The sequence below is a fragment of the Streptomyces sp. NPDC050164 genome (genome assembly GCF_044459945.1).
In the GTDB taxonomy this organism is placed as follows: domain Bacteria; phylum Actinomycetota; class Actinomycetes; order Streptomycetales; family Streptomycetaceae; genus Streptomyces; species Streptomyces coeruleorubidus_A.
The window spans coordinates 1-20559 of record NZ_JBITJK010000053.1 but is presented as its reverse complement, the minus strand read 5'-3'; the positions used below and the strand labels follow the sequence as shown (position 1 = coordinate 20559).

General features: G+C 72.3%; 18 protein-coding genes. 3 read left to right on the top strand and 15 right to left on the bottom strand.

Annotation, left to right across the window (positions count from 1 at the left end; all coding sequences use genetic code 11):
- Positions 1-7: 7 nt before the first annotated feature.
- Positions 8-442, top strand: coding sequence for a hypothetical protein (locus ACIBNA_RS40690; RefSeq protein WP_399170347.1), 435 nt, complete (start codon positions 8-10; stop codon positions 440-442).
- A 13-nt stretch (positions 443-455) separates the two neighbouring features.
- Here the strand turns inward: ACIBNA_RS40690 and ACIBNA_RS40685 are convergent, their stop codons facing one another.
- From ACIBNA_RS40685 to ACIBNA_RS40650, 8 genes are all read right to left on the bottom strand, one after another.
- On the bottom strand, positions 456-2684 hold the full coding sequence (locus tag ACIBNA_RS40685) for an FUSC family protein (protein WP_399170346.1): 2229 nt from the start codon (positions 2682-2684) through the stop codon (positions 456-458).
- Positions 2685-2768: 84 nt separating this feature from the next.
- Positions 2769-4139, bottom strand: coding sequence for an NAD(P)/FAD-dependent oxidoreductase (locus tag ACIBNA_RS40680; protein ID WP_399170345.1), 1371 nt, complete (start codon positions 4137-4139; stop codon positions 2769-2771).
- A gap of 221 nt (positions 4140-4360) precedes the next feature.
- A complete protein-coding gene (locus tag ACIBNA_RS40675) occupies positions 4361-6091 on the bottom strand; it encodes a PP2C family protein-serine/threonine phosphatase (protein WP_399170344.1) in 1731 nt (576 codons plus the stop codon).
- Positions 6088-7497 carry a SpoIIE family protein phosphatase gene (locus ACIBNA_RS40670; RefSeq protein WP_399170343.1) on the bottom strand — a complete coding sequence of 470 codons (1410 nt, stop codon included), beginning with the start codon at positions 7495-7497 and terminating at the stop codon, positions 6088-6090. Before ACIBNA_RS40670 ends, ACIBNA_RS40675 begins: the two co-directional genes overlap by 4 nt.
- Complete coding sequence (locus tag ACIBNA_RS40665; protein ID WP_274813713.1) at positions 7497-7937, bottom strand: anti-sigma regulatory factor; 441 nt, start codon at positions 7935-7937, stop codon at positions 7497-7499. The genes ACIBNA_RS40670 and ACIBNA_RS40665 overlap by 1 nt, the downstream gene beginning before the upstream one ends.
- Positions 7937-8356 carry an STAS domain-containing protein gene (locus ACIBNA_RS40660; RefSeq protein WP_399170342.1) on the bottom strand — a complete coding sequence of 140 codons (420 nt, stop codon included), beginning with the start codon at positions 8354-8356 and terminating at the stop codon, positions 7937-7939. Before ACIBNA_RS40660 ends, ACIBNA_RS40665 begins: the two co-directional genes overlap by 1 nt.
- Positions 8353-9240, bottom strand: a complete 888-nt coding sequence (locus ACIBNA_RS40655) for an STAS domain-containing protein (protein ID WP_184992607.1) — start codon at positions 9238-9240, stop codon at positions 8353-8355. The genes ACIBNA_RS40660 and ACIBNA_RS40655 overlap by 4 nt, the downstream gene beginning before the upstream one ends.
- A gap of 265 nt (positions 9241-9505) precedes the next feature.
- Complete coding sequence (locus ACIBNA_RS40650; protein ID WP_399170340.1) at positions 9506-9907, bottom strand: STAS domain-containing protein; 402 nt, start codon at positions 9905-9907, stop codon at positions 9506-9508.
- A 339-nt stretch (positions 9908-10246) separates the two neighbouring features.
- Between ACIBNA_RS40650 and ACIBNA_RS40645 the strand changes: the two genes are divergently transcribed.
- The gene (locus ACIBNA_RS40645) at positions 10247-10618 is read left to right on the top strand and encodes a PRC-barrel domain containing protein (RefSeq protein ID WP_399170339.1); all 372 of its coding nucleotides are present in this window, start codon (positions 10247-10249) and stop codon (positions 10616-10618) included.
- Positions 10619-10660: 42 nt separating this feature from the next.
- On the opposite strand, the gene ACIBNA_RS40640 is transcribed toward ACIBNA_RS40645, so the two are convergent.
- Positions 10661-11095: an ATP-binding protein gene (locus tag ACIBNA_RS40640; RefSeq protein ID WP_399170338.1), complete on the bottom strand. Its 435-nt coding sequence runs from the start codon at positions 11093-11095 to the stop codon at positions 10661-10663.
- A gap of 115 nt (positions 11096-11210) precedes the next feature.
- The gene (locus tag ACIBNA_RS40635; RefSeq protein ID WP_399170337.1) at positions 11211-13109 is read right to left on the bottom strand and encodes an AMP-dependent synthetase/ligase; all 1899 of its coding nucleotides are present in this window, start codon (positions 13107-13109) and stop codon (positions 11211-11213) included.
- Between the two features lie 151 nt (positions 13110-13260).
- Between ACIBNA_RS40635 and ACIBNA_RS40630 the strand changes: the two genes are divergently transcribed.
- Complete coding sequence (locus ACIBNA_RS40630) at positions 13261-13494, top strand: DUF6480 family protein (RefSeq protein ID WP_399170335.1); 234 nt, start codon at positions 13261-13263, stop codon at positions 13492-13494.
- Between the two features lie 58 nt (positions 13495-13552).
- Here the strand turns inward: ACIBNA_RS40630 and ACIBNA_RS40625 are convergent, their stop codons facing one another.
- The 5 genes from ACIBNA_RS40625 to ACIBNA_RS40605 form a co-directional block, all read right to left on the bottom strand.
- Entirely contained in the window at positions 13553-14641 is a 1089-nt protein-coding gene (locus tag ACIBNA_RS40625) for a glutamate--cysteine ligase (protein ID WP_399170334.1), read from the bottom strand.
- 112 nt (positions 14642-14753) lie between these two features.
- Positions 14754-16961 carry a 1,4-alpha-glucan branching protein GlgB gene (glgB, locus tag ACIBNA_RS40620; protein WP_399170332.1) on the bottom strand — a complete coding sequence of 736 codons (2208 nt, stop codon included), beginning with the start codon at positions 16959-16961 and terminating at the stop codon, positions 14754-14756.
- Between the two features lie 3 nt (positions 16962-16964).
- Entirely contained in the window at positions 16965-18335 is a 1371-nt protein-coding gene (locus ACIBNA_RS40615; protein ID WP_399170331.1) for a maltokinase, read from the bottom strand.
- 28 nt (positions 18336-18363) lie between these two features.
- Positions 18364-20082: a maltose alpha-D-glucosyltransferase gene (gene treS, locus ACIBNA_RS40610; RefSeq protein WP_399170330.1), complete on the bottom strand. Its 1719-nt coding sequence runs from the start codon at positions 20080-20082 to the stop codon at positions 18364-18366.
- On the bottom strand, positions 20079-20559 hold a 481-nt coding region (locus ACIBNA_RS40605; protein ID WP_399170329.1), incomplete at its 5' end, for a DUF3459 domain-containing protein. The genes ACIBNA_RS40605 and treS, both read right to left, overlap by 4 nt.

The following is a 20559-nucleotide window of genomic DNA, read 5'->3' as shown; positions in this document are numbered from 1 at the left end:
GAAGCAAATGAGCGATTCCGAGATTCCGCATGGCGACGGCCGGCCCGTGGACGTGTACCTGGACCTCCTGCGCATCCGGATGGACACGGAGGACTACCGCCTCCTGATGCGCGTGGTGGAACCGGTCCTCCAGGCGATCGACGAGGAGCGCCTGTCCAGCCTCGACTTCGCACTCGATTCAGGGGCGGGCGACGAACTGCCCCAGGAGGTCCGTGACGAGGTGGCCCTCGTCATCGCCACCGCCGTCACCGGCCGCCTGGACAACGAAGTGATCGAACTCGACGTCGACGAGACCGGCCCGGTCAGGATCGTCACGGACGCGTCCACCGCGTCCGACCCGGTCCGCCTCGGCGAGATCGCCGACTACATCAAGGAACGGCACCAGCAGACGGAGGAGCTGCGGGGCATCGCCGAGGTGAGCGGACTGCCCACCGACTTCTGAGCGGCACCGGCCCTCAGGCGCGGGGCTCCGCCACCGGCACGCCCAGGGGCCGGGCGAGACCCACCACGGCCTCGTCCAGCCGCTCCAGATGCCGCAGCACGCGGTCGGTGATCCGGCCGTAGCGCGGTGTGCCGGCGTCGGACCCCAGCAGCGAGGCGATGCTCGGCCCGGTCTCGACCCGTGCGGCGGCGTGCTCGTCCGCGACCCGGGCCGCGATGGTCCCGATGTTGCGCACGGTGCGCCCCGCGGCCCCGCGCAGCCGGGGGTCCGCCGCGATCGAGGGATGCGTGGGCAGCAACTCGGCGGTGGCCGCCAGCGTCCGCGCGTGGTAGGCGCACGTCTCCAGCAGCGCCACCACGTACCGGGCCGTGTGACGCCGGGCCCGCAGCGGTGTGACCGGATGGATCAGCGGCTGCGTGGCGGCCCGCAGGTCGGCCAGCGCCTGGTCCAGGTCGCGCGCCTTGTCCAGCAGCTCGTCCGCCGGCCCGCCGCTCAGCTGGCCGACCGCGGCCTCGGTGACCTCGGCCAGCCGGTCCAGCACGGTGCCGAGCAGTTCGTTCGTACGGCGGTCGGTCCGCACCGGCAGCACCAGCGCCGCCGCGATCACCCCGCAGGCCGCGCCGAGCGCCGTCTCCTCCACCCGCAGCAGGAGCACGTCGAGGCTGTAGGTGTACAGCAGCCCCAGCATCGCGGTCACGAAGAACGACATCAGCGTGTACGACAGCGGCGCCACGTAGAACATCGCGAAGATCAGCACCAGGACCAGGCCGAACGCCGTCCAGGTGTGCTGCCCGACCAGACCGGCCAGGACGATGCCCGCCACCACGCCGAACACCGTGCCCAGCAGCCGGCGGTAGCCCTTGACGAGGATCTCGCCCGTCGAGGCCGTGTTCAGGAAAACGATCCAGCACGTCAGCACCGCCCAGTACCAACGCTGCGTGGACAGCAGCTCACCGCCCACGATCGCCAGCGTCGAGCCGACGGCGACCTGCACGGCCGCGCGCGTGGTGGGCCGCCGCAGCCCCGTCTCCTGCTCCTGTGCCGGCTCCTCACCGCCGTCGATCGCGGCGTCCTCCGCGTCCAGTTCCTCACGGGAGCGGGCCGTCGCGGGCGTGTCGTCCGACTCGTCCTGCGGGCCGTCCAGCGCGATCCGCAGCCCCAGCACCGAGCGGGCGGCCTCGCCGATGCCCCGGAAGACGTCCTGGACGGCGGCGGGCGCGGGCGGCAGGTTCTCCTCGTCCCGGTAGCCGAGGAGCCGGTTGCGCACGTGGGCCAGGCCGGTCCCCGCGTCGCCGCTCCCGGCCCGCAGCACCAGGGCGCGCAGCGCCTGGAGATCACGGCGGAGCGTGGCGGTGGCTTCGTCCGGCACGGCCGGCTGCCCCACCGACGGCGCGGGAGCGCCCGGCAGATGCAGGGTGAGCGTGTCGGCCCGCTCGGCGCTGCGGAAGGTCAGCAGCAGCAGGCCGAGCCGCTCGGCGGCGATCTCGGCGTCCGCGATGCGGCGCTGCACGAGACGGGCCGCCGACTCGTCCGGGGTGCCCTCCTCCAGCTGCGCCTGGATCATCATCGCCGTCTCGTGCAGCCGCGCCGTGCCCTCGCGCACGGCCTCCAGGGCCTTGTCCATCTCCTCCGGGCCGGCGTCGAGAAGGTCGAGCTGCGCGGACACCAGCTGGGCCAGCCGGGCGCGGAAGGCCAGGCGCAGCCGCAGCAGGACGCCCGTGGGGGTCGCGGGCACGACCGCGAAGCGCAGCAGGGCACTGGAGCAGAACGCCACGGCGATGGCACCGCACAGCGTGGGCAGCGAGGAGACCTCGGCGCCGACGAACAGGGACAGGAAGTAGATCTGGAAGCCGATCAGCCCGAGCGCGGTGCCACGGTCGCCGAACCGGCGGCCGTAGACCGCGCAGAAGATCAGGACGACGAAGAAGACGTCACCGACGTACAGACGCGCGTTGAGCACCGCGCCCAGCGTCACGGAGACCAGCGCCACCGGAAGGCCCAGTGCCAGCGTCACCGCCTGGGCACCGAGCTGCTTCTCCCGGATGGCGAAGGTGGCGACCATCGCCGCCATGGCCCCCGCCACCAGGAGGTGCACATCGGCCCCGAGCAGGGCGAGCACGGCCAGGGTGAGGGCGATGGCGCCGACCGTCCGCAGCCCGGCCGTCAGACGCAGCAGCCCCGGGTCGGACGCCGCGATCCGGTCCCGCAGCCGTGCCCGCACCGACCGTCCCGCTGCCCTCACGCCGCCGCACTCTCTCCCGACTCACACCAAGATCCGCATCTCAGCATGACATGCCACGAGCGGAAGGCCCCCTCCGGCCCGGTCCTACTCCTGCCGGGCGGTTCCCTCGACGTGTGCCCGCACCTGCTCCGGCGTCAGATAGGCGTCGGTGTACTCGAAGTCCTTCAGCCTCGCGGCCTTGCGGGCCTGGAACCCGGTCCGCACGAAGTCGTCACCGGCGACCGCGTTGAGGAGCCAGTTCGTCATCACCCGGGTCTTGGCGACGTTGGTGCGCAGCGCCGACCAGTGGTAGCCGCGTGCGACGGCCTGGGCGGGCAGGCCGCGCAGTTCGATGCCCAGCGGCTTGGAGACCGCGTCGGTGCCGCCGAGGTCGACGACGAGTCCGAGGTCCTTGTGGACGTACGGCCGCATCGGCGCGCCCCGCAGCGACGCGATGACGTTGTCGGCGACATGCCGGCCCTGGCGCAGGGCATGCTGCGCCGTGGGCGGGCACATCGCCTCGTCCCCCTTGGCCAGGTCGGGCACGGCGGCCGAGTCACCCAGCGCGAACACCCCGTCGTTGCCGGGCAGGTTCATCTCGGGGGCGACCGTGAGCCGCCCCTTGACGGTCTCCGCGCCCAGCGTGGCGATGAGGGGACTGGCGACCACCCCGGCCGTCCAGATGAGCGTGCGGGTCGGGATCACCCGCCCGTCGGTGAAGGTGACCTCCTCCGGGCCCGCCTTCGCGATGGAGACGCCGAGGGAAATGTCGATGCCCCGCCGGCGCAGGATCTCCTGCGCGCTGCTGCCGAGCTTCTCGCCGAGCTCCGGCATCAGCTTCGGCGCGATGTCGATCAGATGCCACTTGATCAGGCCCGGGTCCAGCCGCGGGTAGCGCTTGACGGCCGCGTGCGTCAGCCGCTGGAGGCACGCCGCGGTCTCGGTGCCCGCGTAGCCGCCGCCGACCACCACGAACTGGAGCCGCGAGGCCCGCTCGTCCGGATCCTGGCTCGCGTCGGCCAGGTCCAGCTGCGAGATGACGTGGTCACGGATGTACGCCGCCTCGGCGAGCGTCTTCATCCCGAACGCGTGGTCCGTCAGCCCCGGGATGTCGAAGGTGCGGGTGATGCTGCCGGGGGCCAGCACGATGTAGTCGTACGGCTCGTTGACGATCTGGTCGGTGATCGTGCGGATGACGCAGACCTTGGACTTCAGATCGACGCCGATGGCCCCGCCCGGAATGATCCGCGTGCGGTACTTCTTGCTGCGGCGCAGCGAGACGGCGATCGACTGCGGCGTCAGCACGCCGGAGGCGACCTGGGGGAGCAGCGGCAGGTAGAGCTGGTAGGCGAACGGCGTCACCAGCGTGACGTCGGCCTCGTCCGGGGAGAGTTTCCGTTCCAGACGGCGGACGCACTCCACGCCGGCGAAGCCTGCGCCAACCACCAGGATCCTGGGTCGTGTCACGGTGTTCATCCCTTTCTGCGGCTCCAGGCGGTCTGCCTCGAACGCCTATCGACTGCCCTTGGATCGCTGGTTCGCACCCCATTGATCCCACCGCGTCGTGGACCGGCACGCCAGTCGGACGCGGCAGGCAGACGAACGCGTCGATCACCACCATGCCCGTCCCGTGGCCGAAAAGCACCAGGCGGGAGTGAAGAACGCGTGCACACACGGCCGGCCGGCCGGACCTGCCGTCAGGACGCGGCGTCCCCCTGGAGATGACACAGCAGCAGGCACACGTCGTCGTCGCGCTCGGAATCGCTCAGCAGCGGATGCAGGATCCGGTCCGCCGAGCCCTCCAGGTCCGCGTCCAGCTCCGCCGAACGGAACCCGCCGAGCGCCGAGGCCAGCCGCTCGATGCCCGGGTCTATGCCCTGCGCGCGCCGTTCGACCAGCCCGTCCGTGTACAGCGCGAGCGTCGAGCCAGGCGACAGACGCACCGTGTGGTCGCCGATCTCCTGGGTGAGCGGGATGCCCAGCATGGCGCCGGGCTTGGCGTCGAGCGTGCGCACGGTGCCGTCGGGCAGCCGCAGCACGGGCGGCGGATGGCCCGCGGCGGCCCAGGTCAGCGTGGGCTCGGCCGGGTGGAACCGGGCGATGACGGCGGTGGCGTACAGGTCCGGCTGGAGATGGTGCAGGAACCGGTGCAGCCGGGTCAGCAGCCGGCCCGGGCTGTCGCCGTCGACGGCGTACGCCCGCAGCGCCGTGCGCAACTGGCTCATCATGACGGCCGCGTGCAGACCGTGCCCGGTCACGTCGCCGACGACGGTGATGAGACCGCCGTCCCGCTGGGGGAACGCGTCGTACCAGTCACCGCCGATGTTCAGCCCGTGGGTGGCGGGCAGATAGCGCGCCGCCAGGCTGAGGCCCGGGGTGGCCGGCAGATCCGTGAGCAGGGCGCGTTGCAGCGTCTCGGCGATGTCGCGGTTGTGCTCGAAGCGCCGGGCGTTGTCGATGGCGATGCTGGCCCGCCGGGTGAGCTCGATCAGCATCACCGCGTCGTCCGGGTCCCAGCGCGCACCGGGCGGCGACAGGGTCAGCACCCCCAGCGGCGCCCGCCGCGTCGGCAGCGGAACGCACAGCATCGGCCGCGTGGGATCCAGCGCGGACGGCGGCTGGTCGTCGACACCGGGCAGGCCGCCGGCATGGTCGGCCGCGTACTGCGGCCGCCCGGTCCGGGCCGCGACCACGGCGGCGGCCGGATGCGGCGCCGACCGGTGCTTGTCGTCCTCGTGGTCGAACAGCCAGACGTCGACGCTGCGGGCGTACTCCGGCACCAGCAGGTCCGGCAGCCGGCGCACGATCTCCTCGTGGTTGAGCGAGGCCGTCAGCACGGCGCTCGCGTCCGCGAGGAACGTCAGTCTGCGGCGGGCGCTCTCCGCCTCGTTGCGTGCGCGGCGCTCGGCGGCGAAGGCCTCGCGCTGGGCCCGGCCGGCCGCGTCCAGCTCGGCGTGCAGCGCCAGGACGCCCTGGTTCGTCTGGTGCAGCTCCTCGCGGTGGAAGGCGACCAGGTCCTCCTGCTCGGTGAGCTTGTCCAGCACCACGGCCGTGTCCTCGTCGGCGCCGAGCAGTGCCTCCGCGAGGGCGGCGGGATCGTCCTCGACGGCGCCGCCCTCCGCGGCCCGGGCCGCCTCGGGGCAGGGGACCGTGACCTCCCACGGCGGCTCCCCGGCGGCGGCGGACACGTCCGGCGACGGCGTCACCACGGCGTGCAGCAGCCCCTCCTCGGCGGGGGACCCGGCCATGTCCAGGGTGAGCAGCCAGGTCCCGCCCTTGGTGAGGCACTGCCGCAGGTGGGCGCTGAGGGCGGCGGCCAGCCTCGTCCGTTCGACGGTGGGCACACCGTACGCGGCGGCCAGGCGCGCGAGGGCGATGCGGGCGCGTGCCGCATCGGTGACGGTGGTGATCTGCCAAGTGCGCATCATGGGCGTTCCGGCGGGGTCGGAGTCAGCACGGCCACGGCGGTGTCGTCCCGCACCGGACGGGCGGGACTGCTCGCGTCGCGTATCGTCACGGCGGCCGTCACGGCCGGGTCGGCCGCGGGCAGACCGGCGTCGGACGGCGGCGTCCATCGGCTGGGCAGGCCGTCGGTGTGCAGGACCAGCAGCCGGTCGGCCGCCCAGTCGGCCTCCTCCTCGCGGAGGGTGGCGGGCCGGTGGACGCCGACGATGCCGGGCCGCGACAGCAGCGGACGCCAGGTGCCGTCCGCGCGCAGCCGCGCACCCACGTTCCCGATGCCGGCGAACCGCAGCCGTCCGGCCCGCACGTCGAGCTGGGCGAGGGCGACGGCCGCGCCCCGCGTGCCCTTCAGCGCGTCGTGGAGCCGCCGCAGCGACTCGGCGGGGGAGAGGTGAGCCCAGCGGTGCAGGGCCGTGACCGCGGCGGACGAGGCACGGGCCGCCTCCGGGCCGTGCCCCAGACCGTCCGCCAGCATCAGCGTCAGCCGGTCCCCGGAACGCACCCACGCCCAGGCGTCACCCGAGTACTCGGCTCCGCCGTAGGGGATGTTGACGCCTCCGGCTCGCACGCCGGCCACGGGCACGGACCCGTCACCCGACGGGCCGGGCAGCCCTTCACGCCCCGGTGCGCCGGGGCCCCGCACCTCGCCGCCCGGACCACCGGAGACCGGCTGGGAAGCGGGCTCGCGCCCGAGGACACCACTGTCGCCGGGCGCGCTGCCGACCTGCGCGGCGAAGCGCGGCGCGCCGCCGGGCACCGCCGCGTGCCCCGTCAGGGCACCGCATGCCACGGCCTCCACCGGCGCCTCGCCGGCCCGTGAGGCACCGCCCGGCCACCAGCCGCCGGCGCAGGCCCCGCCCTCGGACCACGCCGGGGCGACACCGGCCGGGCTCCGGATCCCCGACACCCCCTCGGCCCGCGCCCGCACGGCCGGACCGCCCCCACCGCGCGGGGCGCTGCTCACCCGGGCCACCGCGACCGTGCCGCGGCCGGGCGTGCTGTGCAGGGCGAAGTCGTCGGCGAGACGCTGACACGTGCCGAGGCCCGCGCCGAGCGAACCGGTCGTGGAGAAACCGTCGCGCAGGGCCGCCGGTACGTCCGCAATGCCCGGCCCGTGGTCGATCGCGGCGATCTGCACGACCCGGGACTGCGCACGGCCCTCCCGCGGCGCGGGCGGCGCCACCACGTCGATGAGCACCTGACCGCCCTCGGCGTGCTTGAGCAGATTCGTGGCGAGCTCGGTCGCGACCAGCGCGGCGGCCGCGGTGCGGCGCTCGTCGAGACCGGCCAGCGCGGCCGCGCCCTCCGCGGCGACCCGTGCGTCGCGCACCCGCGTCGAGTCGCGCACCGGGACGTCCCACACGCGCGGCATCAGGCCTCCTCGCGCGGTCGCGGCGGCTGGGCCACCCAGCAGGTCACCCGCACGGTGGTGCCGTCGCCCGGCGTGCTGTCGATGTCGAAGTCGTGCACCAGGCGCCGCGCGCCGCTCAGCCCCATCCCCAGCCCGTCGCCGGAGGTGTAGCCGTCGCTGAGCGCCTGGTCCAGGTCGGCGATGCCCGGCCCCTCGTCGGTGAAGGCCAGCCGGAGCCCCTGCGCACCCCCGCTGCTGAGGTGCGTCGCCTCCATCTGTCCGCCACCGCCGTGCACGAGGGTGTTGCGGGCCAGCTCGCTGGCCGCCGTGACCAGCTTGGTCTGCTCCACCAGGCCGAAGCCGAGCCGGGCCGCGGCCTGCCGCACGTGCTGTCGCACCCACACCAGGTCCATGTCCGACCGGATGGGCAGGCAGGCCTCCACGCCCGCGGCAGTGTGCATCACGGACTCTCCTGACGCGGGGCGCCCGGACGGTACGCCGGGGTCTGGTGCGAGAGGAGCTCCATGCCCGCCTCCGTGCTGAGCGCCGTGGTCAGCCCGGGCAGCGTCAGGCCCAGTTCCGCCAGGGTGATGGCGACCGCCGGGCGCATGCCGGCCACCACGGTCCGCGCGGCCAGCAGCTTGGCCTGCGCGGCGATCTCGGCCAGCACCCGGCCGAGGAAGGAGTCGACGATCTCCACACCGGAGATGTCGATGAGGACACCACGCACCCCGGTACGGGAGATGGTCTCCGCGAGATCCTGCTGGAGCTGCTGCGCCGTGCTGTCGTGCAGGTCCCCCTGGAGCGTGACCAGCAGGACGTCACCGAGCCGGAGAACCGGCACGTGGCCAGTGACGGGACGGGAGTACGTCTCGCTCACCGCTGACCCGCACCCGGGTTCACGATGTCCGCGCCGAGCTCGTGCAGCGCGTACCTCAGCGCGTCGGAGAGGCTCGCACGGGTGATCACGTCGAGGTCCAGACCGAGGTGGACGATGGTCTGCGCGATGGCGGGGCGGATGCCCGAGACGATGCACTGGGCGCCCATCAGCCGCGCCGCGGCGACCGTCTTCATCAGGTGCTGCGCCACCAGCGAGTCCACCGTCGGCACCCCGGTGATGTCGAGGATCGCGAACCGGGCGTGCTGGTCGACGACGGCGTTCAGCAGCGTCTCCATCACCACCTGGCTGCGGGCACTGTCCAGCGTCCCGATCAGCGGCACGGCCACGACGCCGTCCCACAGCCGGATGACGGGCGTCGCCACCTCCATCAGCTGGAGCCGCTGCCGGTCGCTGAGCGCCTGCCACTCGCTCAGCGCCGTCTGCATGGCGACCAGCCGCAGGGTGCCCATCAGTACGGTGAGCGCGGTCGAACACGCCCGCAGATGCTCGGGCGGTGCCTGCTCCAGGTCGGCGGCCAGCAGGTTCTCCACGGGCGGCCGCAGGGCCGCCAGCTCGCTGGAGACCTGGGTGTTCGACAGCCCGGCACGCGAGCGGGCCACGCCCATCCGGGCCAGCTGCTCGCGCACCCCGCTGAATCCCGCGGCGTCCGGGTCCTCCACCTGATCGGAGTCGGCCACCTGGGCCAGCGCGTCCACGACGACCTTGCCCGCCTCCACCGCCTCGTCGCGCGAGACGGTGAACACGGTGCGGAACAGGGGCTCGTCCGCCCACCGCTGGGCGATCTGTTCACGCCTGCGGTGCAGGAAGTCCCTGACCTCGTGCGTCGGCGTGGCGAGCTGTCCGTCCGCTTCGTGCTCCGGCACCTGGTTCTCTCCTCATCCGCGTTGCGTCGACCGATCCCGCCTCAAGGCAACGGGACGGTGCTGTGACACTTGCCGGGCGACAACTCTAACCATGCGCCGACCTCGTACGACACCGGATCCGGCGCAAGCGATCCGGTTCAGGGGAACGGGGGTTGACAACCGCCGTCACCCGCGCGCGACGGACGAACCGCCGACCGGACGGGGCGGAGCGAGGGCATCGCAACGCCGGTCCCGCCGCAGGCGTGCCCGAGGGGCACCCGGCCCGTCAGGCGCTCTGTGCCCCCGGCTCCTCGGGGGTGTCCGGCACTTCGTCGGCGCGGCCCAGAGCCTCGTCGACGCTCTCCGATATCGGCACCGTGATGCTGACGCCGGTCAGGTCGAGGACGCGCCGCACGGCCGGCGTCGGGCTGATGACGTGCACGCTGCCGGCGGTCCTGCGGGTCTCCTGGTACACCCGCAGGATGATGTTCATCCCGGACGAGTCCATGAAGGGGACGGACGACAGGTCGAGCAGGAAGTGCCGTCGGCCGTGGTGGAGTTGGTTGGCCAGATGGGCCTGGAACTCGGTCGCGGTGTCGACGTCCAGGTAGCCGTCGACCGTGATCAGTGCCACGTCCTGACGGGGCAGTTCGACTTCCACGGACAGCGGGTTCTGGGCGAGGGGCACGGGTACCTCCAACGAGTGCTACGGCCTGGGCAGGTCACCTCTGGGGATGACCGCGGTGCGGGGCGATGCCGGTCGTGGTGCGGGCTCTGCTGTCGTTTCTCATGCGCCTCCCTTCGCTACCGGGCTCCGTTTCCACCGCGCACCCGCGATTACCCCGGAAACCGCCCTCCATGCCCCCGGGCGGAAACCTTGCCGATGCCCGCCGCCGACGGCGTACGGTGGCACGTGTGTGCGCCGAATGCGCTTGCGGCAGGAGGGTAATTGCTGCTGTGGAGGAGGCGGGCGGGAACCGTCCGCCGGGCTCCGCGATCCGCACACCGTCAGGGAGGATGGAGCAGCGTGGCCATCGACAGAATCTGGTCGTACGCGCCGGACAGCGGTCACGTCGAGGGGCAGGACCTCACCGGTTTCACCGTCGCCGCGACCGACGGAACGATCGGGCACGTGGACCGCGAGGCCGACCCGCACGGCATGCGGCACCTGGTCGTCGACACCGGCGTCTGGGTGTTCGGCCGCAGCGTCCTGGTGCCGGCCGGAGTCGTCACCGGCATCGACCCGCAGGGCCGGAGGATCACCCTCGCCTGCACCAGGGGAGACGCCAAGGCGGCACCCCGATTCCAGACCGACAGCGAGACCCGGGACCGGGAGTACCTCACGGCCGTGGGCGACTACTACGACCGGCTGCCCCCGCGCGCGAGGACCTCGGCCTGAGCCCCGAGCCGGTCACGCCCGCGCCCGTGACCGGCTCAGGGCTCACCAGGGCAGGAACACGTGCACGTCCTTGCCGCGCTCGTCGCTCACCACGCTGACCTGGTCGCACAAGGTGTGGATCAGATGCCAGCCGATGCCGCCGCCCCCGCTGCGCGGATCGAACGGGCGCGGAGCCGGTTCCGTGGAGCTGGTGTCGTGCAGGACCACATGCACTCCGTCGAAGGTCCGGCGCATCCGCAGCGCGAACGGGCCCGGGGCGTACTGGACCGCGTTGGCGGCCAGTTCCGTCACCACCAACAGGATGTCGTCCCAGTACTCGGGGGCAGAGGGCGGCGAGGAGCGTGACAGATCACGCAGGAACTCCTCCGCGGCCAGCCGCGCGCCCGTCACGTCGTGCGGCTCGCCCACGAAGCTGTTCGTGCGGCTCGGAATCTCCCCGGAGGTCAGTGCGTCATCCCCACGCGACTCGGTTGACATATCGCCTTTCCGGCCCGGCGTCAGCAAGGCTGCCGTCAGGGCTGTCGTCCTTTCTCATGCGTCGCCACTGTTGCGTGTTCCCGAGGGGGCGAGGCCTACGCGTCCGGCTGCGCGCTCAGCGGAACACGTTGTCCGAGTCGTCCCAGTTCGATGGTTCGTCCCGGATGCTCGGTCGCCCGGGACGCCTGCGCGACTGGTACATCGCGTCGATCTCGGACGCGTAGTGCCGCACGATCTCGTCCCGGCGCAGCTTCATCGAGGGCGTCAGCAGCCCGTTGGTCACGTCGAACGGCTCGGGCAGGACCCGGAACACCCGGATCGACTCCGACCGCGACACGGCGCTGTTGGCCGCGGCCACGGCACGCGCCACCTCCTCCCGCAGCGCGTTCTCCTCCCGCGCCTCGCGCATCTCGCCCTGCAGCGCCAGCGCCGCCCGCCAGTGCGCCAGGAACTCCGGGTCCAGCGTGATCAGGGCGCCGACACAGGGCCGGTTGTCGCCCACGACCACCGCCTGGTGGATGAGCGGGTGCATCCGCAGCCGCTGCTCCAGGGCGGCCGGGGCGACGCTCTTGCCGCTGCTGGTGATGATGATGTCCTTCTTGCGGCCGGTGATCGTCAGATAGCCCTCCGAGTCCAGCTGCCCGAGGTCCCCGGTGGCCAGCCAGCCGCCGCGCAGCGCGGCCCGGGTGGCGGCCTCGTCACCCACGTATCCCTGGAACACCGACGGGCCGCGCACCAGGATCTCCCCGTCCTCGGCCACCCGGATCTCCGTGCCCGGCAGCGCCTGCCCGACGGTCCCGGACTTCTCCCGGCCCAGCGGCTGCATCGTCACCCCGCCGCCGGTCTCCGTCAGGCCGTACCCGTCGTGCACGTAGATGCCGATGCCCTCGTAGAACAGCGACAGGTCGCGACTGAGGGGAGAGCCGCCGGACGTCCCCCGCCGCACCCGGCCGCCCAGCGCGGCCCGCAGCCTGCGGTACACCGTGCGCTCGTACAGGGCGTGCTGGAGCCGCAGGTCGAAGCCGGGCCCGCGGCCCCGGCCCAGCCGCTGGCGTTCCAGGGCCGCGGCGAAGTCCCGCGCCGTCTCGGCGGCCCGCTCGAACAGACCGCCGTGGCCCCCCTGCTGGGCCGTGCGCAGGAAGTTCTTGTAGATCTTCTCGAAGACGGACGGTACGGCGTAGAAGTACGTGGGCCTGAAGGAGCGCAGCGCCGACGACAGTGCCTCGCCGCCGAGGTCGGCCTGGTGTCCCATGAGCAGGCCGCCGCGCACGCACAGGCACTGGACCATCAGCCCGTACACATGGGAGAAGGGCAGGAACACCAGCACGGAGCCCTGCTCCCCGCGCGGTGCCGTGGTCTGCCTCCAGCCCGCCAGCAGTGTGTCGCAGGGGGCGGCCAGGTTGCGGTGGCTGAGGGCGCAGCCCATGGCGTGGCCGCTGGTCCCGGAGGTGTAGGCGACGACGGCCGTGGAGTCCGGCAGCACGATGCGGCGCATCGAGTCGACCGTGGCCGGCGGCACGAACTCCCCGCGCACCGTCAGTTCCTCCAGCGCGCCCGCGTCCAGCTGCCATACATGGCGCAGCAGCGGCAGCGACGCGCACACCGAGCCGACGGTCATGACGCCCTGCTCGTCCTCCACCACCACGGCCACACAGCCGGCCTTCCGCAGGATCCACTCGACCTGGTCGCGCGACGACGTCGGATAGACCGGGACGACCTCGGCACCCACGGCCCACAGCGCGTAGCACAGGACCGTCCACTCGTACCGGGTGCGCGCCATGATCGCCACGCGGTGCCCCGGCGCTATCCCGGAGGCGATCAGCCCCTTGGCGACGTCCACCACCTCGTCGCGCAGCTCGACCGCCCTCACCTCCTCCCAGGACGCGGAGGCCGGGTCGGCGCGGCGGGCGAGCACCGGCCGGGTGGGTTCGCGCTCCGCCGTCTCGAAAACGCTGTCGGCGAGCCCGCCGGTCAGGGGCGAGACGGCCGGCGGAGCGAGGGCGAGGTCGCGCATGCACTGCTCCTGACGTGTACGGGGTGTGACATTGCCGACGGGTAGCGTCATCGGCGGGGCACGAATGTAGTCGAGCCGGGACCCTCAGGGGTCGGGAAATACGGAAGTCGTCCCGCTGATGATCTCGGCGTGATCGGGGGACCCGGACGGCATGAGTCACATCAGTCCCGATCCCGAACCCGAACGCACCTCCGGCCTGGAACCGGGCGGCGGCGTACCGCCGGGCGAGACCCCGCCCGCGGAGAGCAGCCTGCCCGAGGCGGGGCCCCGGGAGACGCACAACCCGCCCAGGGGCTGGGCCAAGGCACCGATGGCCGTGATCATCGCTCTGGTGGTGCTGATCGCGGCGTTCTTCCTGGCCTACGCCCTCGTCCTGATCCTCTGAGGTCCGAGCCCGCGAGTACCGATCCTCTGAGCCCGTCTCCGGAAGAAGGCGGGACGCCTCACGCCTGTGTGTGGCGGACGCACTCGGTGACGACGTCCCGCAGGCTCCCCGTGCGCTCCATCAGCGCGCGCTGCACCTGTGCGCCGTTGCCGTCCCGCAGCAGCTCCTCGCAGGCGGCCCGGGCCCGCTCCAGGTCACCGGTGTCCGCGAGGGCCTCCCCGGCATGGTCCAACAGGGCACGGACGACCGCCTCGGCGGGCAGGCGCCGCATGGTCGCGGGGTGCAGCAGCTCACCCGAGAGCCCGGACCGGGCGGCCAGCCAGTCGGCCAGCCGCAGCAGGCTGACACTGTGGCCGAGCGGTTCCCGGCCGGCCCGCCACTCGCGTGCGGCGGTCTCGACCAGCCCGCGGACGAGCGTGGCGACCAGCGCCGCCGTGGCGGAGTGCAGACAGACGTCCGACACCCGGACCTCCACCGTCGGATACCGCTGGGACAGCCGCGCGTCGAAGTAGATCATCCCGTCGTCGAGGAGAGCGCCGGTGGCCACCATGTCCGCGATCAGCCGGTGGTACCGCTCCGCCGAGCCGAAGATCTCGGTCGGGCCGGCCGACGGCCAGCGCAGCCACACCCGGCTGCGGTAGCTGCTGTACCCGGTGTCCTTGCCCTGCCAGAACGGCGAGTTCGCACTGAGCGCCGTCAGGACCTGGAGCCAGGGCCGCACCCGGTCGATGACCGCGACGCCCTCCTCGTCGGACTCGACGGACACGTGCACGTGGCAGCCCAGGACGAGCTGCTCCCGGGTGGCGATGCCGTACTGCTCGGCCATCCACTGGTACCGGCGGTTGACGCCGACCGCGGGGCTGACCGGCAGCGGCGAGGTGGCGAGCGCCACGACCGTGCAGCCGATCTCCCCGGCGTGCCGGGCCGCCTCCTTGCGGCAGCGGACGATCTCCGCGCGCAGGCTCTCCATGGACGACTGCGGATGCGTGGCGAACTCCAGCATCTGCTCGTGGAGTTCCTTCTCGAAGACGTCCCCGTCCGCGTCGTCCTGCGCGGCCCGGGCGAGCACTGCCGCGGACAGCGCCCGCGGGTCCCCGGTCTCCGGGTCGACCAGGAGGAGCTCCTCCTCCACTCCGACGGTGCGCACCCTGATGCCCGCCCTTCTGTGACCCTGCCGCGTCGACCACCGGGCGTTTCCGGTGGTACGACACCCAGTGCCCCTCACCGGCGGGTCGGACACCTGGTGCGGCCGCCGGACCTCACGCAGCGAACGGCGTCAGCCACACGGTGGCCAGCGGCGGCAGCGTGATCCGGACACAGCCGTCCTCCGGCTTGACCGGACCCGGGTTGGTGACGCCGCTGCCGCCGTAGCGCGGGTCGTCGGTGGTGAGGGTCTCCTGCCAGGCGACGGTGTCACCCGGGACCCACAGGCCGTAGTCGTGCCGGACGACCGGCGAGAAGTTCGACACCGCCAGCAGCGGCCTGCCCTCGGCGTCGTACCTCAGGAACGCGAAGACGTTGTCGTCGGCCGAGTCCACCGCCACCCACCGGAAGCCCTCCGGGCGGGTGTCGCACTGCCACAGCGCGGGCGTCGCCCGGTACGCCGAGTTCAGGTCACGGACCAGATCACGCACGCCCCGGTGGTCGCCCGCCGAGTGGTAGCCGTCGTCGAGCAGCCACCACTCCGGCCCGTGCTCCACCGACCACTCGGCTCCCTGCGCGAACTCCTGGCCCATGAACAGCAGCTGCTTGCCCGGATGGCTCCACATGAAGCCGAGGTAGGCGCGGACGGTCGCGCGGCGCTGCCACCAGTCGCCCGGAGCCTTCGACACCAGCGCCTGCTTGCCGTGCACGACCTCGTCGTGGGAGATCGGCAGGACGTAGTTCTCGCTGTAGGCGTACACCATCGAGAAGGTCATCTCGTGGTGGTGGTACTTGCGGTGCACCGGCTCGTGGGAGAGGTACTCCAGCGAGTCGTGCATCCAGCCCATGTTCCACTTCAGGCCGAAACCGAGCCCGCCGCTGTCGGTGGGCTGCGTCACCCCGCCCCAGGCGGTGGACTCCTCCGCGATCGTCACCACGCCCGGGGCACGCCGGTACACGGTCGCGTTCATCTCCTGCAGGAACGCCATGGCCGCCAGGTCCTCCCGGCCGCCGTAGGCGTTGGGCTCCCACTGGCCGTCCTCGCGCGAGTAGTCCAGGTAGAGCATCGAGGCGACCGCGTCCACCCGCAGACCGTCGATGTGGAACTCCTCGCACCAGTACAGGGCGTTCGCCACGAGGAAGTTGCGCACCTCGGTGCGGGCGAAGTCGAACTCGTACGTGCCCCAGTCGGGGTGCTCTGCGCGCCGGTCGTCCCCGGGCTCGTACAGAGGATCCCCGTCGAACCGGGCCAGCGCCCAGTCGTCCTTCGGGAAGTGCGCCGGCACCCAGTCCATGATCACGCCGATGCCCGCCCGGTGGCAGGCGTCGACGAAGTACCGGAAGTCGTCCGGGGTCCCGAGACGCGCGGTCGGCGCGTAGAAGCCGGTGACCTGGTAGCCCCAGGAGCCGTGGAAGGGGTGCTCGGCGACCGGCATCAGCTCGACGTGCGTGAAGCCGAGGTCCTTGACGTACGCCGGGAGTTCCTCGGCGAGCTGCCGGTAGTCCAGCCCCGGGCGCCAGGACGGCAGATGCACCTCGTACACCGAGAACGGCGCCTCGTGCACCGGCGTGTCGGCGCGGTGCGCCATCCACTGCGCGTCGTCCCACTCGTAGTGCGAGGCCGTCACGATCGACGCCGTGTTGGGCGGCTCCTCGGTGCGGCGGGCCATCGGGTCCGCCTTGAGGAAGCGGTGGCCGTACCGGGAGTGGATCTCGAACTTGTACGCCGTGCCCTCGCCGACACCCGGCAGGAACAGCTCCCACACGCCGGACGCGCCGAGCGAGCGCATCGGGAACTGTGTCCCGTCCCAGTAGGTGAAGTCCGCGGCCACCCGCACGCCCTGCGCGTTCGGCGCCCACACCGTGAACCGGGTGCCGGTCACGCCCTCGTGGGTCATGGGCTGCGCGCCGAGCGCCTGCCACAGCTGCTCGTGCCGGCCCTCGCGGATCAGGTGCAGGTCGAGCTCGCCGAGCGCGGGCTGGAAGCGGTACGGGTCGTGCACCTCCTGCTCACCGCCCTCGTACGCCACGTGCAGCGTGTACGCGGGGATCTCCGCGAGCGGCAGCACGCCGGAGAACAGGCCGTCGCCCTCCGAGACGAGCGGGGTGCGCTTGCCGTCGATCACCACGCTCACGGAGCGGGCGAAGGGGCGCAGCGCCCGGAACGCGATCCCGCCGGGGACCGGGTGGGCGCCCAGTAGCGCGTGCGGATCGTGGTGGGCGCCCGCCAGCAGGCGCCCGCGGTCCTGAGGGCTCAGGGCGGGCGCGGTCGCGCCCGGGACCGGGCCGGACGGCTCCGGGATTGAGGTGTCACGCAGGGCCACGGCTCAGTCTCCTCTCACAGCGAGGCGTTCGATCGCCGCCATCGGTACAGGCAGCCAGTCGGGGCGGTGCCGTGCCTCGTACAGCACCTCGTACACGGCCCGGTCCGTCTCGTAGGCCCGGAGCAGTCCGTGCTTCTTGCGCGGGTCCCAGCCGGCGCGGGCGGCATAGCCCGCGCAGTAGGCCTCGCGACAGCGTCGCGCCCACTCCGGGCGCCAGGGGCGGCGCTGCCGGGCGGCGTAGTCGAAGGACCGCAGCATCCCGGCGATGTCCCGCACGGGGGAGTGGGCGCTGCGCCGTTCGGAGAGCGGCCGGGACGGCTCGCCCTCGAAGTCGATGACGAACCACTCGCGTCCGGCCCGCAGCACCTGCCCCAGGTGCAGGTCGCCGTGGATGCGCTGGGCCGGCGGCCCGGCGTCGCAGGTGGTGAGGGCGGCGAACGCGGACCGCAGGCCCGGCACGTACGGCTGGAGCGCGGGCACGCAGTGCGCTGCGGCGGCCAGCCGCTCGGTCATCGCGGTCGCGGTGCGCCCGTTCTCACCGGGCTCGCCGACCGGGAAGGCCGAGGCGAGGGCGAGGTGCACCTCCGCCGTGGCCGCGCCGAGCGCCCGCGCCTGGGCGGTGAAGTCGTCGCCGGCGGCCAGGGCGTGCAGCGCCAGCGTCCAGCCGTCGGAGGCGTCCCGCAGATACGGCTGGAGCACGCCGAGGGTGGCCTTGAACGGATGCTTCGTCTGGAACCAGGCCACGGGCGCGGGCACGCGGTGACAGCCCTGCCTGGCCAGCGCCCCCGGCACCTCCAGGTCGGGGTTCACGCCCGGCTGGATGCGCCGGAAGACCTTCAGGATGTACTCGTCGCCGTACACCAGCGAGGAGTTGGACTGCTCCGCGTCCAGCAGCCGCGGCACCAGTCCGCCGGGCACCGGCTGGTCCGGGTCGCAGTCGAACCGCAGGGGCCCGGCGGTGCCGGGGTGGCGCAGCCGGTCCAGGAGCAGCTGGGTCGATCGGGGGTCGTGCAGGGCGTCGTAGACCGTCAGACCGGCCAGCGGCCCGTCCTGTACCCGCCCGATGAGCGCCCGTCCGAGGCGTGGCGACGGGTGCTCCCGTACGCCGAGCAGGAGCTGGTAGCAGTCGCCGGCCGGAAGAGCACCGCCCGGGGACGGCACGCCCGTGTGACCGGCGTGACCGGCGTGGACCAGCAGGTGCAGACAGCCCGGGTACAGCTCGGTCATCGACAGCAGGCCGAGCTCCGTGACGGGCCGGTCCTTGCCCGCGAACCAGCGCTGCCGGGGCAGCCAGTCGCGCAGCAGCCCGCCGAGCGACTCCATGGGCTCGGCCAGGCGCGTGAGACTCGGGCGGAGGGATGCGGCCTTCGGCATGGTCACGCCTCCTTTCGTCGGCGCGTGCTCACAGTCGCCGGCCGATGCGGGATGCGACTCGAGTGAGCCGGAACCAGTAGAAGCCGTGGCCCCCGAGGGTCAGCAGATACGGCAGTTCGCCGATCGCGGGGAAGCGGACCCCGCCGAACAGCTCCACCGGATGGCGCCCGGCGAACTCCCGCAGATCGAGTTCGGTGGGCTGGGCGAACCGCGCGAAGTTGTTCACGCACAGCACCAGGTCGTCCTCGTACTCCCGCAGGAACGCCAGCACCGCGGGATTGGAGGAGGACAGTTCGGTGTAGGAACCGAGGCCGAAGGCAGGGTTCTGCTTGCGGATCTCGATCATGCGGTGGGTCCAGTGCAGCAGCGACGACGGCGACGACATCGACGCCTCGACGTTGGTGACCTGGTGGCCGTATACCGGGTCCATGATCGCCGGCAGGTAGAGGCGGCCCGGGTCGCAGGTGGAGAACCCGGCGTTGCGGTCCGGGGTCCACTGCATCGGTGTGCGCACGGCGTCGCGGTCGCCGAGCCAGATGTTGTCGCCCATGCCGATCTCGTCGCCGTAGTAGAGGATCGGCGAGCCGGGCAGGGCCAGCAGCAGCGCGGTGAACAGCTCGATGGTGTGCCGGTCGTTGTCCAGCAGGGGAGCCAGCCGCCTGCGGATGCCGATGTTGGCGCGCATGCGGGGATCCTTCGCGTACTCGGCCCACATGTAGTCGCGCTCTTCGTCGGTGACCATCTCCAGGGTCAGCTCGTCGTGGTTGCGCAGGAACATGCCCCACTGGCAGCCCGAGGGGATCGCCGGGGTCTTGGCCAGGATTTCCGAGACCGGGTAGCGGGACTCGCGCCGCACCGCCATGAAGATGCGGGGCATGACCGGGAAGTGGAAGGCCATGTGGCACTCGTCGCCGCCGCTGGGATAGTCGCCGAAGTAGTCGACGACGTCCTCCGGCCACTGGTTGGCCTCCGCCAGCAACACCGTGTCGGGATACTGCGCGTCGATCTCGCGGCGGACGCGCTTGAGGAACGCGTGGGTGGCGGGCAGGTTCTCGCAGTTGGTGTCCTCGGCCGCGTACAGGTACGGCACCGCGTCCAGCCGGAAGCCGTCGATACCGAGGTCCAGCCAGAACTTCAGTGCGGCCAGGATCTCCTCCTGGACGCGCGGGTTCTCGTAGTTGAGGTCCGGCTGGTGCGAGAAGAAGCGGTGGAAGAAGTACTGGCCGCGCACCGGGTCGAACGTCCAGTTCGACGTCTCGGTGTCGACGAAGATGATCCGGGCGTCCGGGTAGCCCTTGTCGTCGTCGGCCCACATGTAGTAGTCGCCGTAGGGGCCGTCGGGGTCCTTGCGCGACTCCTGGAACCACGGGTGCTGGTCGCTGGTGTGGTTCATGACGAAGTCGATGATCACGCGCATGCCGCGCTGGTGGGCGGCGTCGACGAACTCCACGAAGTCGGCCAGGTCGCCGAACTCCGGCAGCACGGCGGTGTAGTCGGAGACGTCGTAGCCGCCGTCGCGCAGGGGCGATTTGAAGAAGGGGGGCAGCCACAGGCAGTCGACGCCGAGCCACTGCAGGTAATCGAGCTTGGCGGTCAGGCCCTTCAGGTCACCGACGCCGTCGCCGTCGCTGTCCTGGAACGAGCGGACGAGTACCTCGTAGAAGACGGCGCGCTTGAACCACTCCGGGTCCCGGTCCCTGACGGGGGTGTCCTCGAAGGTGTCCAGCACGGGCTCGTTCACGGTCATGACGTTCCTGCCCCTCCGTTCCCTTGCGCGGCGGGCGGCGACTGGACGTGGAAGACGTGCGCGGGAGCCCGCCCCGGCTCCAGGCGCACGTAGTTGTTCCTGCTCCAGTGGTAGGTCGTCTCGCCGGTGAGCTCGTCGCGCACCGGCACCGACTCGTGCCAGTCCAGGCCGAGTTGCGGCATGTCCAACGAGACCGTGGCCTCCTGGGGGTGGTGCGGGTCGAGGTTGGCGACCACCAGGACGACGTCCGGTCCGGTGCGCTTGCTGTACGCGATGAGCGCGTCGTTGTCGGTGTGGTGGAAGCGGAGGTTCCTGAGCCGGTGCAGCGCGGGGTGTTCCCGGCGGATGGTGTTGAGCCTGGTCAGCAGCGGTGTGATGGTGCGGCCCTCGCGTTCGGCGGCCGCCCAGTCGCGGTGCCTGAGCTGGTACTTCTCCGAGTCGAGGTACTCCTCGCTGCCCTCCCTGAGGGGGGTGTTC